Source organism: Pseudomonas sp. 21LCFQ02 (genome assembly GCF_024129895.2).
Classification (GTDB): Bacteria; Pseudomonadota; Gammaproteobacteria; order Pseudomonadales; family Pseudomonadaceae; genus Aquipseudomonas.
In genome coordinates this window covers 3,867,597-3,882,707 of record NZ_CM178749.1, presented here as the reverse complement: position 1 = coordinate 3,882,707, position 15,111 = coordinate 3,867,597, and the positions used below count along the sequence as shown (strand labels likewise).

Here is a 15,111-nt window from a genome sequence, read left to right as displayed (position 1 = left end):
CCATGCCCTTGCAATTGAGTTGTGCGCAGTTCAGCGCCAGCGGCCCTCGCAGCGAAAACCAGGACGCTTTGCGCCTGGTAACGCCAGTGCCGGCGCTGGCGGCCAGCAAGGGCCATTTGTTTGCCTTGGCCGACGGAGTCAGCCAGTGCGCCGATGGTGCGCTGGCGGCTCAATCCACGCTTCAGGCACTGGCCCTGGACTATTATTCAACGCCGGAGACTTGGGGCATCACCCAATCGCTGGACCGTCTGCTGCTGGCGCAGAACCGCTGGCTGTTGGCCAACGGCCTGCTGACCACACTGAGCGCGCTGGTGTTGCGCGGCCGACGCTTTACCCTGGCCCACGTCGGCGACTGCCGGGTCTATCGCTGGCACGCGGGGACGCTGCAACGCATCAGCGAAGAGCATGTCTGGGAACAGCCGGATATGAACCACGTGCTCAAACGTGCGCTGGGTCTGGACCAGTACCTGGTGATGGATTATCTGGAAGGCGAACTGCGCGAGGGCGAGCGCCTGCTGCTGGTCAGCGATGGCGTGTGGGCGACGCTGGGCGACAACGGGATCCGTTCGATCCTGGCCGACCAAGAGCCATTGCAGGCGTGCGTCACCGCGCTGGTCAACAGTGCCCATCTGGCCGGCAGCCAGGACAATGCCAGCGCTTTGCTGATTCAAGTCGACAGCCTGGGCCATGACGACCTTGGCGACACCTTGCGCCAGTTGCAGCAATGGCCGCTGCCGCCGCAGCTCAAGCCTGGCCAGTCGTTCGAGGGCTGGCAGGTCGACAGGCTCGTGGCCCGTTCGCAGCAGTCGCTGCTTTATCAGGTGCTGGATGAAAACGGTCAGCCCTGGTTGCTCAAGACGCTGCCCGCCAGCCGCGCAGACGAAGACGGTGCCGGTCAGGCGCTGCTGCTGGAGGAGTGGTTCCTGCGGCGGGTGGCCGGTCGGCATTTCCCGGAAGTGGCACCATTACCGCAGCGCCAGCATCTGTACTACCTGATGCGCCGTTATCCGGGGCGCACGCTTGCGCAGTTGTTCAGCGTGACCGGCCCGTTGCCCTTGGGCCAGTGGCAGGATCTGGCGCTACGGCTGTTGCGCGCCAGCGGGTTGTTGCACCGGCGCAACATTATTCATCGGGATATCAAGCCGGACAATCTGCTGCTCGATGATGACGGTGAGTTGCGGCTGCTGGATTTCGGCCTGGCGTTTTGTCCGGGGCTGTCCACGCAGGTGCCCGGTGAGTTGCCGGGCACGCCGAGTTTTCTGGCGCCGGAGGCGTTTCAGGGCGCAGCGCCCTCAGCGCGTCAGGATCTGTATGCGGTGGGGGTGACGCTGTATTACTTGCTGACCGGGCAGTATCCCTATGGTGAGGTGGAGGCGTTTCAGCAGCCGCGTTTTGCCAGTCCGGTGCCGGCCAGCCGGTATCGGCCGGATGTGCCGGATTGGCTGGAGCGCAATCTGGGCAAGGCACTGGCGGCGGATCCGCAGCAGCGTTATGAGACGGCTGAGCAGTGGTTGCTGGAGCTGGAACAGGGTGAGCAGCAGGTGATGACGGTACGGCCCCGACCGTTGCTGGAGCGCGAGCCGTTGAAGGTCTGGCGGACCCTGGCGCTGGTGTCGCTGTTGGGCAATCTGGTGGCGGCGATTGTGCTGTTGCATGGGTGAGGGGTTTGGCCTTCGCGGCTTCAGCCGTGAAGGCCTTTCGTTTTGTACACAGATCATTGCCGCGGTTGTCTGGACTGCGGGTTTCGCCCCGACGGGCGACCTACTTTGGTTTTGCCCAAAGTAGGCAAAGGCAATTGCTCCTGGCTTGGGTCCGCCCTGCGGGCGAACTTCCCTCCGTCCGGCATCGATTCGGGGGCCGGCGTGATGGGCATCCCTGCCCAGCGCACCTGAAACCGACTTCCCTGTCGGTTTCTCCCCCGAATCGACACCTACCCTCGGCCAGCGCCCAAGTCGCGATTCGCGTCGTCTGTGCCATCTCGGTTCGAAGATCAAAATCAACGGCAACGGCGAAACAAAGGGGGTCGTCCGCCAGGACGAAACAGGGCGGCCTGATGAACACCACAGAAACCAACAGAGAGCACTCAAAGATCCAAAGACGCCCCGCATCCGTGCACAGCGCCTCAAGCCGGTGCAGCCATATAGACCAATACTCCAGAAAGCCCCCGATTTACCGGCCAACGCACACATGGCACGCCCCCTGCATTAACCTGAACAACACACACATTACGTGCGGTCTTCAATGGCGAGGGCGGCATTTCCCGGTTTACGGGAGCGGACAAAGGCGTCCTCGTCAGGCTACTGGCGAGGGCGCTTTTTTGTTTGCGATGGATTCATACGCATTCAGGCGGTAACCCGGAGGCCCGATGAAAAAACTCAAACTGGTGATGATCGGTAATGGCATGGCCGGGGTACGGACGCTTGAGGAACTGCTCAAGCTCAGTGACGAGCTGTATGACATCACGGTCTTCGGCGCCGAGCCGCATCCCAATTACAACCGCATCATGCTGTCACCGGTGCTGGCCGGCGAGCAGGACTTCACCGACATCGTGCTCAATGACCTGGACTGGTACAGCCGTCACGGCATCAACCTGCTGTTGGGCCGGCGGGTGGTGAAGATCGACCGGGTCAAGCGCCGGGTGATTGCCGACGACGGCACTGAAGCCGCTTATGACCGGTTGCTGATCGCCACCGGCTCCCGGCCCTACCGGCTGCCGATTCCTGGCAACGAGCTGGACGGGGTGATCGGCTACCGCGATATCGCCGACACTCAGCAGATGATCGACACTGCCAATACCCATCGCCGCGCGGTGATCATCGGTGGCGGCCTGCTGGGCCTGGAAGCGGCCAATGGCCTGGCCATGCGCGGCATGCAGGTGACCGTCGTGCACCACGGCAAGAGCCTGCTGGAGCGGCAACTGGACAAGACCAGCGGCGACTTGCTGCAAAAAGCGCTGGAGCAACGCAACCTGACCTTCTGCCTCAACGCCCACACCGCCGAGTTGCTGGGCGACGAGCAGGGACGGGTTCGTGAAGTGTGCTTCACCGATGGCAGCCGGGTGGCAGCCGATCTGGTGGTGATGGCCGCCGGTATCCGCCCGGAAACGTCCCTTGCCGAACAGGCCGGGCTGCCGTGTGACCGCGGGATTCTGGTCAATGACACCTTGCAGACGTTCGACCCGCGCATTTACGCCATCGGCGAATGCGTCAGCCACCGCGGCATCGCCTACGGCCTGGTCGCGCCGTTGTTCGAACAGGCCAGGGTCTGCGCCAATCATCTGGCCCAGCTGGGTTTTGCCCGTTATCAGGGTTCGGTGACTTCAGCCAAGCTCAAGGTGACGGGCATCGACCTGTTTTCCGTGGGTGACTTTCTCGGTGGTGAAGGCACCGAAAGCATCACCTACTCAGACCCGATCAGCGGGGTCTACAAAAAGCTGGTGATCAAGGACGACATGCTGGTCGGTGCCTGCCTGTACGGCGACACCTGCGATGGCAGTTGGTACATGGAGCAGATCCGTACCAACAGCCGGATTGAGTCGATCCGTCAGCACCTGATGTTTGGTGAACAGGCGATGCAGCCATGACCGACCTCAGCCTGCCGGTGCGCACCACCGCCTCGACCTGCTGTTACTGCGGCGTGGGTTGCGGGGTGTTGATCGAGCACGATGACCAACGTATTTACGGTGTAACGGGCGATCCTGCGCACCCGGCCAATTTCGGCCGGCTGTGCAGCAAAGGTTCGAGCCTGCACCTGACCGGCGACCTGTCGGCCCGGGCGCTGTACCCTGAGCTGCGCCTGGGTAAAAGCTTGCCGCGCAGCCGCACCGACTGGGACAGCGCACTGGATCATGCCGCACAGGTGTTTGCCCGTACCCTGCATGAGTACGGCCCGGACAGCGTGGCGTTTTACATTTCCGGGCAGCTGCTGACCGAAGACTATTACGCCTTCAACAAACTGGCCCGCGCACTGGTCGGCACCAACAATATCGACAGCAATTCGCGGCTGTGCATGTCGTCGGCCGTGGTTGGCTACAAACGCAGCCTGGGTGCCGATGCGCCGCCGTGCAACTATCAGGACATCGAGCTGGCCGACACGCTGCTGATCGTCGGCAGCAACATGGCTTACGCCCACCCGATCCTGTTCCGGCGTCTGGAGCAAGCGAAAAGCCAGCGCCCGGACATGAAGATCATCGTCGTCGACCCACGGCGCACCGACACCTGTGAACTGGCCGACCTGCACCTGGCAATTCAGGGTGGCAGTGACGTGGCGCTGTTTCACGGCATCCTGCACCTGTTGATCTGGGACGAGCAGATCGACCGCGACTATATCGAGGCGCACACCGAAGGCTTTGCCGAACTCAAGGCCCTGGTGCGTGATTACACGCCTGAGCAGGTGGCACGCCTGTGCGATATCAGCATCGAAGACCTGCACAGCTGCGCCCGGCTGATCGGCCAGGCGCCAGCGTTCCTGTCGCTGTGGTGCATGGGGCTTAATCAGTCCACTGCTGGCAGCGCCAAAAACAGCGCGCTGATCAATCTGCATCTGGCCACCGGGCAAATCGGCCGCCCCGGCGCCGGCCCCTTCTCGCTGACCGGCCAGCCCAACGCCATGGGCGGGCGTGAGACCGGCAGCCTGTCCAACCTGCTGCCAGGCCACCGCGAAGCCGACAACCCCGAGCATCGCCGGGAAGTCGCCGAGTACTGGGGCGTCGACGCGCTACCGGCCAACCCTGGGCTGTCGGCGGTGGACCTGTTCGAGCAGGTGCGCAACGGCACAATCAAGGCGCTGTGGATCGCCTGCACTAATCCTGCGCAATCAATGCCGGACCAGACCGCGATTCGCCAGGCCCTCACCAGTTGCCCGTTCGTGGTGTTGCAGGAAGCTTTCCATACCACCGAAACCGCACACTATGCCGACCTGCTGTTGCCGGCCGCCAGTTGGGGTGAGAAGCAAGGCACGGTGACCAACTCCGAACGGCGCATCTCCAACGTGCGCAAAGCGATTGCCGCGCCAGGCGAAGCACGGGCCGACTGGTCGATCACTGTCGACTTCGCCCGCCGTCTGCAAGCGCGGCTGCTGCCCGGCAGTGCGCCGCTGTTTGACTTCCCGACCCCCGAGTCGCTGTTTGACGAATACAAGCAACTGACCCGTGGCCGCGATCTGGACCAGTCGGGCATCAGCCGCGACCTGATCGACCGGCTCGGGCCGCAGCAATGGCCATTTCCCGAGGGTGCCACGGCAGGCACCGCGCGGCTGTATGCCGATGGGCTATTCCCGACCGCGACAGGCCGGGCGCGTTTTGTCAGCGACGCCTATGCAGCCCCGGTCGAGCGCCGCGACGCCCGGTTTCCGCTGACCCTCAACACCGGCCGGCTGCGCGATCACTGGCACGGCATGAGCCGCACCGGCACCGCAGCGCGGCTGTTCGGCCATGTCAGTGAAGCGGTACTGAGCGTCAACCCCGACGACATGCAACGCCAACGCTTGCAGGACGGCGACCTGGTGCAACTGCATAGCCGGCGCGGCAGCCTGGTGGTGCCCATCAGCGCCGACGACAGTCTGCGGGCCGGGCACGTCTACCTGCCGATGCACTGGGGCGACCGGTTCCTCAAAGGCGGCGTCAACCAGTTGACCCAGCCCGCCTATGACCCGCTGTCCAAACAGCCGGAACTGAAACACGCCGGCGTGCGCCTGGAGCGAGCCAACCTGCCGTGGCGCTTGTTCGCCCTGATCGAGGGTGACGTGCAGCGCCATTTGCAGGCGCTGCGCCCGCTGTGTGAGGCGTTCGGCTACGCCAGCCTGAGCCTGATCGGCCGCGAGCGTGCGGCGCTGGTGATCCGCGCTGCGCATCCAGCGCCGCCAGATGCCGCGCTGCTGGCGCAGATCGATCAACTGCTGAACCTGGACCACGGCCCGGTGATTGCCTACGACGACCCCAAACATGGCGTCGGCAAACGGGTCCGTATCGAGCACAACCGGATAACCTCGCTGCGCCTGGCCGGCGAAACCCTGGCTCAGCACTGGCTGCAGAACCTGTGGCTCGAAGGCCGGGCCGACCAGCCGCTGCGGCGCTGGATGCTCGCCCCGCTAAGCAGCGAGCCTGGCAAAAGCGCGTTCCAGAACCGCGACAAGGTTCTGTGTAACTGCATGAACGTCAGCCAGAGCGCGATCAGCGCCGGGATCGAACGCGGGCTGGGGCTCGATGAACTCAAACAACAATTAGGCTGCGGGACTCAATGCGGGTCTTGTGTGCCGGAAATAAAACGCCTGATCAATCTGGTCGCCGTACCCTGAATGAGGAATACCTGATGAGCGCAAAAGTCTGGCTGGTGGGCGCAGGCCCTGGCGATCCTGAATTGCTGACCCTCAAGGCGGTGCGGGCGCTGGGCTGCGCCGATGTGGTGATGATCGATGATCTGGTCAACCCGGCGGTGCTCGAGCACTGCCCGGCGGCCCGGGTGATCAAGGTCGGCAAGCGTGGCGGCTGCCGCTCGACGCCGCAGGCGTTCATTCACCGGCTGATGCTGCGCTATGCCCGGCAGGGCAAGTGCGTGGTACGGCTCAAGGGCGGTGACCCGTGCATTTTTGGCCGTGGCGGCGAAGAGGCGCAGTGGCTGCGTGAACGCGGCGTTGAAGCAGAGCTGGTCAACGGCATCACCGCCGGCCTTGCCGGGGCCACCCAATGCGATATCCCGCTGACCCTGCGCGGCATCAGCCGTGGCGTAACGCTGGTGACGGCGCATACCCAGGATGACAGTGAGTTGAACTGGCAGGCGCTGGCGCAGGGCGGCACCACGCTGGTGGTGTATATGGGCGTGGCCCGCCTGAGCGGGATTTGCGCGGGGTTGCTGGCCGGCGGCATGCGTGCCGACATGCCGGTGGCGATGATCGAAAACGCCTCATTGCCGCACCAGCGCGAGTGCCGCAGCACCCTGGGCAACATGCAGCGCGATGCATTGGCATTTGCCCTGCAAAGCCCGGCAGTGCTGGTGATTGGCGAAGTGGCGGCGGCACAATCGGTCGCGGCGAGCCCGCTCGCGCAGGCTGTGGCTGGCTGATTGCTGCGCGGCGAGCGCGCCCGCCAGCGCCTTCGCCGCGGACCGGCTGGCACACCAGGCAGTGTCATTTCTGTCAGGTTTCAGATGCAATGATCAGCGCTATGCTGGGCCGCAGGTTTCCATGGATGAGGACCTTGCGATGAACCGTAATCAGCAACCGCCAAACGGCTGCGCTAGCGACACCCCCCTCCCCGTCAGGCTGACCCACAAGGAACTGGAGACCCTGCACTGGGTGATACGCGGCAAGACCGCCTGGGAAATCGCCCGGATCCTGGGGCGTAGCGAAGCGGTGATCAACTTTCATCAGGGCAACATTCGCCGCAAGTTCGGCGTGTGCAATATGCGGACGGCACTGGTGAAGGCGATTGAAATGGGGATTGTCGAGTTGGGGTAAGGTAACAGTTGACCCACATTTAAAAGCCGCAGGGGCACTTCAATAAAGGCCCCTGCATGCCATGGCTACGGATTTGAGCCAAGGTAATGTATTTGCCCAGATTGGCGAATGGATTTGAGTGAATCGACAGTGCCAGCCGGGGTCCTGACACGAGCCTGATAAGCGGCCCGGCCTGAAGACGATCTACCCAGTTCTTTATCCATCACTGCCGCAAGAGCCTCGCGCCTGGTCAGCTTACTCGGTTTGGCAGCCTTGAGCTTACCCTGAACTGTTTGAAGTTCCCGATTTAACTTCGCGTGCTGTGAATTAAGAGCATCGATGCTCGACTCTCTGGCAAGCAAGCCGTCAATATCACCCGACGGATCTATCTTTAAATGGGCTTTGGTTTGTTTATTAATTTCCTTCTGAGTGGATTTTAAATCTGTCTTTAACTGCTGCCGTTGAGACTTTAAGTACTTCCCATGTTGTTTCAGATTTCCCGGTAATGTCTGCACCTCAGCTACCCCTGCAACGGCAACTAATCGTGGTGCACCACTGTCTTGCGCCATCCCGGCAGCACTGGAGCCTTTACGTTTGAAAAAGGCAAAAAAGCGCCCTAGCAATCCTTTGCCATGCCCCGTCGGATCACTCGCATTCACCGGGTCGCCCTCGCAATACGCATACGCATTCACCCCACCCTGAGCAAACGGGCTGAGGCTATCGGGGCTGTGAAAGCGCATCAGCACCGGGTTGAAGGCCCGGTAACCATTACCCAGCAGTTGCCATCCTGTGGCGGGCTCGGCGTACTGTCCGTTGAACGCCGGCCCGCCTTCAGCCTGGGGGCGCAGGCTCCGGTGGCCGTAGGGGGTGTAGGCACTGGTGGTCCCACCGCTGGCGTCGATTTCCTGCAGCACGGTGTTGGCGGTATCGGTGGCCAGCGGCCCTTGCCCGGCCTGGGCCAGCAGCCTGTCGTCGCCCCATAACCAGTGTTGCCCCTGCTGACCATCGGTGACGGTGCTCAGTTGCCCGGCGCAGTAAAACCGCTGCTGGTCATCCTGGGCACTGAGCGTGTCCAGCGGATCATAGCGGTAGTGCCCGTCACCGGCAGGACCGCTGACCTGCAACAAGCGGTTGAGGGCATCGTAGCTCAGGGTACGGCCCTGTTCGTCGCGGATCAGGTTGCCGTCGTCGTCGTAGCTGAGCAGGATTTGCGCCGGATAATCGGCGTGATTGTTGGTGACGCGCCTCAGCTGTACCGGGTCATCGCCATCATAGTAATACTCGGCGTTGTTACTGCCGGTTGCGAAGGTGGTGCGTACCAGGGTCAGATTGTCCAGCGTATCGAAGCGAAACCCTTGCGTTGCAATGGTTTTGCCGTAGGGGTCTACCGGGCACTGGCTGCCGTCACAGATGTAACTGGTCAGCCGGCCGCGCCGGTCGTAGCCGTAAATCTCGTCACGCAGCAGTGTATCGCCCTGTTTGAGGGTGCGCTGCTTGAGCTGGTCGGTGTCGTCATACACCTGGGTCAGGGTCTGGATCACGCCATTGAGGTCAAATTCACGGCTGATCTCCCGGCCATGGTCGTCGTAGCCCAGGCCGGTGCCCAGACGCTGCTGGTCGTCGACGGTATCGATGCGCGCCAGCCGGCCCAGATCGTCGTAGCTGAAGGTCGCGGTGGTCTGGCCCAGGCCGGTGCTCTGCAAGCGGGCATGGGCGTCGTAACTGAGGCTCTGGGTGTGGCCCAGTACATCGATGTATTCCAGCAGCAGGCCCTGCAGGCTGTAGCGGTACTGCATCTGATACTCGCCGGTGTCGTCAATGCGCTGCTCACTCTTGAGTTCGCCGGTGCTGTAGTAAGTACGCTTCAGCGTTTGACCTTGTTCGGTGCAATCGAGCAACCGGGCGTTTTGCGGGTCATATTCGTAGCTGGCGTTGACGTTACTGGCCGGAATACGCCGCACCAGCGGGTCTTCACCCAGCGCCGGTACATACAGGTATTCGATCCGCTGCCGGCTGGCGGTCAACACTGCGGCGGGCCGGGTTTGCCCCGGCTCGAAGCTGTACGACTGCTCACGGCCACCGACGGTGAACAGGTAGCGGCGCTCCAGGCTGTCGAATGCCTGCTGGCCCAGCTCCACGTCATTGACGGCGATGCTCACCGGCAAGTCCGCGCGGCTGTGTGCGGCGTAGCGCCGACGCACCTCGTTCTGGTCTGGCAGGATCAACGTAAGCTGGCGATCAAAAGCGTCATAGCGGTAGCCGGTGACATGGCTCAGCGCGTCGATTTCTTCGGCCAGCCGCCCCAATCCGTCGTAGTGGTAAAGATGCCGGCCCAGGCTTTGCCCGTCGTGGGTATCACGCTGAACATAATCAGGCTCTTCGAACAGGTTCACCTGAGTTTCGGTCAACTCATAGCGCCTGTTGTCGCTGGCCGAGCGCTGCCGCCACTGGCGTTTGAGCGGCCCGCTGGGGCTGGCGGCCTGGTCGGTCTGCTCGAAGCTCACAACGCCGTCCGGGCCGGTCTGGCTCAGTGACTGCTGCCAGTCGTCGTACGTGAAGGTGGTGGTCAGGGTGCGCTCGTCACTACCCAGCCAGTCGTACAGGGTCTCGCTGCTCAATTGCCCGCGGCGGTCATACTGCGCGGCATAGATACGCCGCCAGGCATTGTCGGCATCGGCATCCTGGCGCTGTTCGGCAACCACTCGACTCAAGCCATCAAGCTCGCTGCGCACGGCCACGCCTTTGACATCCGTGACTTGCTGCCAGGCCCTCTGCCCGGTTTCGGCCACCAGCCCATAGGCGTACTGGCGGGCAGCTTGATAGTCGCTGCCCGGCGCCACGGTCTCGCTCAGCACCCGCTGCAGCGCATCGTAGCGGTAGCGAATTTCTACGTCGGTGTCGTCACGGGTCAGCAGCGCCAGGCCATTGACCAGCGACTGCTCAAGCTCGATCACCTTGCGCTCAGCATCCAGGCTGCTGCTGCGAGTCTCGGTGGTGTGCAACACCGTGCCACCGGCGCGGCCGGTGCTGACCCGGTAGCTGTAGTCGGTCAGGTTGGTGATGCCGTTGAGGATGACGCTCTGTTGCAGCAACCGGCCGTGGTTAAAGCTGTCGGTCGGTGCGTTGTAATAGCGCGAGGCGCCGGTTTGCAGCAAGGTTTCAGTGCTGCCGTGCACCTGTAGCAGACGTTCTTCGGTTTGCGCCAGCCACGGCTGGCCAGTCCCCCCCACCGCCGGCAGGGCCTCATGACGGTAGCGCTGGCGCAGCACCGGGGCGGCCTCGCCATGGCTGGACGAGGCCGGGGTCACGGTGCTGCTGGCCAACTGGCGCACGAAGCCTTCAGGGTCGGCCGGGCACTGGCCGGGCTCACCGGCAGCCGGGTACCAGCTGCGGGTTTCAGTGATACCACTGGCTTTGATTTCTTCGAGCAGGTTGCCAAAGTCGTCGTAGCGGGTTTTCACCGTTTCGCTGCGCGCCCGGTTGGGGTCGTCGAGGTCGTACCAGCTCTCGGTCACAGTGTCGGGCAACTGGAAAAAGGCAGGTTGCCCGTCGAAGTCCAGGTCGTCGCTTGCGTGGTAGCGCGTGGCGCTGCGGCGGACCTTGCGGCCTTGGGTGGTGAGTTGCTCGGTCAGCAGATGGAAGCGGTTGAAGGTGCGCTCGATGGTGCGTACCGGCTGGCCGCCCTCCAGCAGCTCTTCGCTGCTGCCGTACAGGTAGCTGCCAGTGATCTTGTACAGGTTGTCCTGGCCGTTGTCCTCCCACACCAGGCCCGAGGCGTTGTGGCCCAGAAAGTTATGCGTCGGGTTGACCGTGCCAGTGCCATAGCTGTAGCCCACCTCGATGGGCGGCTGACGTGTGGCCTGGTGTTTTTGCTGTGGCGCCTGGGGTGCCCCGGAGACCGGACTGGGGTCAATGATGTGCCGCGTTACCCGACGCAGATTGGGGCGGCTGCTCTGGCCTGGGAAGGCATGCCCGGCGTCATCGTAGCGCAGGGTCTCGTGGGCGCCGGAAGGGGTCCAGACCTCGGTCACATGCAACAGGCCATCAAGCTCCTGATAGCCCAGGCGCCAGCCGGCCTGCTCGGCAGTGGGCAAGGTAATACGCGACACCCGGTTATCGTGACCGCTCAAGGTAAAGGTGAATTTCGCGGCTGACTGGTCAGGGTCCAGAGTCAACACCACCTCGCTGGCGGAGCGCTCCAGGGTCAGCAAACGGCGCTGGCTATCGCGCACCTCGGCCAGCAGCGCCTGGCCATTGAAGTAGCTGTAGCTGAGGCTGATGCGACGCCCGTTGGCGGCGCGGATTTCCACTGGCAAGGCCGGGCTGTCGCCCCCCATGGCCTGCAGAATTTCCAGCTGGCCTGACTTGTGAGCGATGCGGTACTGATTGCCGACCAGTTCGGCAGCATGAAAGCTGTCGAGCTTTTTCTCCTTCATCAGCATCTGACCGTTGGCGTGCCCGGTTACTTTGAAACTCTCGCCACTGCTGAGTGAGAGCATCTGCGAAGCCGGGTGGTACTGCGACAGTTGCAGGTTCCAGCCGTGGCCGTAGCCGGAGTCCTGATTGTTGAGCGGATTGAAGACCAGCGTCAGCGGCAGCGCAGGGCCGGCCAGCTCGTCGCTTTGCAGCTCCGGCAGGCTGATCGACAGCGTGTACAAACCGGTACGTGGGTCGACGCCGCCATTGATGAAACTCATGAAGTTGAATGCATTGGAATGCAGTGATGTAGAGGCAGTCATGCTGCACCTCGGGTCAAAAGCAATGGCCGATGACGCGGCCCCACTGCATGGCCGCGCCCTTATGGGGTTACAAAACACTAAGCAACAGGGTATTGCGACTGTCGGCGACTTCCATCGGGGCAAAGGCAATGGCCAGCCGGTGCGCGTTGCCGTTCTTGTCCAGCAGGTCGACCTTTAGCGACTGCTCCAGAGCACTGGCGTCGGCCGACCCCATGTAGCGCACGTCGTCAGTGCGAAACAGACTGACCAGCAACTGGCCTTCACCCACCTCTTCGCTGGCAATGATGCTGGAGTCCAGGGTCTTGCCGGGCATCACCTTGGCCAGACGCGCGTCGTACAGCATCCGCCGCGGGTCTTGCTGGTTTTGCTCGTCGTTGAAGAGGTAGCCGGTGTAGCTGAACATGGTTTCGTTAACCCGGCGGCTCTCCCACTGAATCAGCGACTGGTTGGCTTCGAACTCGCAGCGCATGAAGCGCACGGTCTTGCCATCCTTGCCAGTGAACTCCAGGTACCAGTAGTCGGTGGTGATCAGGAAATAGTCATAGTCTTCCTGCTGCGGCAGGGTGTTGCCGCCACCGGCGACCCGCCTGGGCGCAAAGGCATAGTCACGGGCTTCGAATGCCGGCGGGGTCACCGGCACCAACTCGATGACGTAGGGCACCTGATTGCTGTGCTTGTTGGAGTTGTGCTCGCCACCCCACTCATCGGCGAAACGGGCATGCAGCACTTGCGGGTCTCTGGCCCTGGTGTGCACGAACACCTGTCGCCGGGAAATGGCGCCCTGCACCTGGTAACTGGCAAAAGCCTGAGCACTTGCCATGGCGTCGAGCCGGTTGAAGCGATTGGCCTCGATACTGACCGCCCAGTCGTAATGCACATCGCCTTCAATGCCTTCCTGGGTCAGGGGCAGGTAGTCCAGCGCCTGGCCGCTGTTACGGTGAACGAGGGTCAGGCTGCTCAGCTCTTCTTCGGTCACTGGATAGTCGACACCGTCGACCGGTTCGGTTTCGATCTCCACATCCACGGCAATCTGCTGGTAGCCGTTGGCCGTGGCGCGGACCTGATTGGCGGCGGCGGTGAGCTGGAAGTTTTTCAGGCGCAGCCACGACTGCGCCTGGACGAAGTCGCTGAGGCTGATAATGCTGTAGCCACTCATCCAGACGATGCCATTGTTAAGCGCCTCGCAGCGCACCACGCTGGTCGGCGCCGACAATTGCGCCGGCGCACTGAACAGCCCTTGCGGGGTCACACTGCCCGGGCCGCTGGCGATGCTCCAGCGCAAGGCCTCGGGCGGAATGTTGGCCGGCGCAGTCAGCTGCACCTGGGCGCTGCGCCCCACCCCGCTCACATGCGGGGGATCGACGGCCAGTGACTGGTTAAAGGCCAGCAACAACACCGTGGCTTCGGTTGTCTGCCCGCTGCCGGTGTCCTTGACCTCGATCCGCTGCACAGCCAGGCCCTCGGCCCCCGACAGCTCGGTGGGTGGCGTGTAGGTCACCTGGTTACCGCTGCCACTGAGGCTGCCATAACGAGGTTCGAGCAGGGTCCAGGACAGCTCGCCACCGCCCAGGCTGGCAGCCGCCAGGCGCATCGGCCTGGGGGCCCCCGTCACATAGTGGATTGAGGCCTGCGGGGCCAGGCTGATCGCGTCGAACACCACTGACACCAGGGCACTGGCCCGGCGCTGCTCACCGGTTTGCGGGTCACGATACTCCGCAGTCACGACATTGCGCACGGTTTGCCGCCCCATTTGCTGAGGCGCGACGGCGGTGTAGGCACCATTGGCGATGCTGCCGGCCGCGTTCAAGGTGTTCAGGCTGCGCACGCTCCACTGCACACTGGCCGCATCAAGGCTGCGCGATGCCTGACGTACGGTGAATGTCTGGCGGCTTCCGGCCTGCAGCACCTTGAACAACGGCTCCAGGGTGATGCTGGTCAGGGCCGGGTCAATATTGCCGAACACGATCAGGTCATGGGGATCGTGGCGCGAGCTTTCAACGAAGACGTTTTCCCCAGGGAACAGCAAGCTGTTGAGGATATCGAGGCGCTCTTGCTCGACATGTTCGATCATGTCCCGCGACAGCACCAGGGCCGCAGAATATTGATCATTGCCCTGGCCGTCGCGGTCATCCGGAATGAAGTACGGAAAGCCACTGCCTTCACCCGGAAAGTAGCCAGGTGAAGGCTTGCCGCGCAGGGCGATGAAAATCAGCACCCCGCCTTCACCGTAGTTCGCCGCCCTGGCATCCTTGGCCCCCGGCGCCGCCTGGGTACGCACGTAAAAGGTGGTGGGGGTCAAGGGGTTGTAGCCCTTGAGGTCCAGGGTGCCCAGCTCGAACACCCGCTTGTGGCGTGGCAACGCCTTGATAAAACCCTCGAAGGCTTCACCGATGCGGTTCTGCGCCTGCAGCTGCTCGGCCAGGGTGCACTTGAACGACAGGCTGTTACGCAGGTCGAGGGTCACCCGGCCGCGGTGGTCGACCTGGCCGACCACCATCGACAGGTTGATGCTCATGATCAGGCTATAGCCCTGCTGCTCGGCCAGGGTGTAACTGGACACCAGAGTGACGGGCTTGCCGACGGGCTTGGAATAGGTGGTGACCGTACCGGCCATGATGCCCAGGGTCAGGGTAGCGCTGGAGTTGTTGAGCGAGGCGGTTTCGAACGACAGCAGCGGCTTGCTGAGTACCACCGCGTGCAATTGCATCCACTCGCTCTGGTCGTCGCTGAGGTAGATTTGCTCCATGCTGAACGGCGGCAGGAAACTGAATTCATCGAAACCGGCCACGAACTGCTGCTCGAGCAGGCGGTTGAGCCGAGCCCTTCCGAACACCGAAATCGCGCCCCAGCCCTGGGTGGTTTCGCCCTGCTGCATACGGGCCAGTAATTGTTGCCTGGAGTTGCTCATCTTTGATTTCTCCTATCAAGTGGCGCGCAGGGC

General features: G+C 62.9%; 7 protein-coding genes. 5 read left to right on the top strand and 2 right to left on the bottom strand.

Translation table 11 applies throughout. The features are described from left to right. Nucleotides 1–2: 2 nt before the first annotated feature. The 5 genes from NJC40_RS17505 to NJC40_RS17485 all read left to right on the top strand — a co-directional run bounded on the left by NJC40_RS17505 (nucleotide 3) and on the right by NJC40_RS17485 (nucleotide 7,452). The gene (locus NJC40_RS17505; protein ID WP_253140452.1) at nucleotides 3–1,661 is read left to right on the top strand and encodes a bifunctional protein-serine/threonine kinase/phosphatase; all 1,659 of its coding nucleotides are present in this window, start codon (nucleotides 3–5) and stop codon (nucleotides 1,659–1,661) included. Between the two features lie 704 nt (nucleotides 1,662–2,365). Then, nucleotides 2,366–3,583 (top strand): NAD(P)/FAD-dependent oxidoreductase, encoded by a 1,218-nt coding sequence (locus NJC40_RS17500; RefSeq protein ID WP_253140451.1) that lies wholly within the window; start codon nucleotides 2,366–2,368, stop codon nucleotides 3,581–3,583. Further along, nucleotides 3,580–6,294, top strand: a complete 2,715-nt coding sequence (locus tag NJC40_RS17495) for a nitrate reductase (RefSeq protein ID WP_253140450.1) — start codon at nucleotides 3,580–3,582, stop codon at nucleotides 6,292–6,294. Before NJC40_RS17500 ends, NJC40_RS17495 begins: the two co-directional genes overlap by 4 nt. 14 nt (nucleotides 6,295–6,308) lie before the next feature. Then, nucleotides 6,309–7,058 carry a uroporphyrinogen-III C-methyltransferase gene (gene cobA / locus NJC40_RS17490; protein WP_045490210.1) on the top strand — a complete coding sequence of 250 codons (750 nt, stop codon included), beginning with the start codon at nucleotides 6,309–6,311 and terminating at the stop codon, nucleotides 7,056–7,058. 139 nt (nucleotides 7,059–7,197) lie between these two features. Then, nucleotides 7,198–7,452, top strand: a complete 255-nt coding sequence (locus NJC40_RS17485) for a helix-turn-helix domain-containing protein (protein ID WP_253140449.1) — start codon at nucleotides 7,198–7,200, stop codon at nucleotides 7,450–7,452. A 65-nt stretch (nucleotides 7,453–7,517) separates the two neighbouring features. On the opposite strand, the gene NJC40_RS17480 is transcribed toward NJC40_RS17485, so the two are convergent. Together NJC40_RS17480 and NJC40_RS17475 are read right to left on the bottom strand one after the other, a co-directional pair. After that, a complete protein-coding gene (locus NJC40_RS17480; protein ID WP_253140448.1) occupies nucleotides 7,518–12,170 on the bottom strand; it encodes an RHS repeat domain-containing protein in 4,653 nt (1,550 codons plus the stop codon). A 67-nt stretch (nucleotides 12,171–12,237) separates the two neighbouring features. Beyond that, on the bottom strand, nucleotides 12,238–15,078 hold the full coding sequence (locus NJC40_RS17475; protein WP_253140447.1) for a hypothetical protein: 2,841 nt from the start codon (nucleotides 15,076–15,078) through the stop codon (nucleotides 12,238–12,240). Between the last annotated feature and the right edge of the window lie 33 nt (nucleotides 15,079–15,111).

Coding starts and splice junctions, on each gene's coding strand:
- NJC40_RS17505 (WP_253140452.1), top strand. CDS start 3: ATGCCCTTGCAATTGAGTTGTGCGCAGTTCAGCGCCAGCGGCCCTCGC.
- NJC40_RS17500 (WP_253140451.1), top strand. CDS start 2,366: ATGAAAAAACTCAAACTGGTGATGATCGGTAATGGCATGGCCGGGGTA.
- NJC40_RS17495 (WP_253140450.1), top strand. CDS start 3,580: ATGACCGACCTCAGCCTGCCGGTGCGCACCACCGCCTCGACCTGCTGT.
- cobA (WP_045490210.1), top strand. CDS start 6,309: ATGAGCGCAAAAGTCTGGCTGGTGGGCGCAGGCCCTGGCGATCCTGAA.
- NJC40_RS17485 (WP_253140449.1), top strand. CDS start 7,198: ATGAACCGTAATCAGCAACCGCCAAACGGCTGCGCTAGCGACACCCCC.
- NJC40_RS17480 (WP_253140448.1), bottom strand. CDS start 12,170: ATGACTGCCTCTACATCACTGCATTCCAATGCATTCAACTTCATGAGT.
- NJC40_RS17475 (WP_253140447.1), bottom strand. CDS start 15,078: ATGAGCAACTCCAGGCAACAATTACTGGCCCGTATGCAGCAGGGCGAA.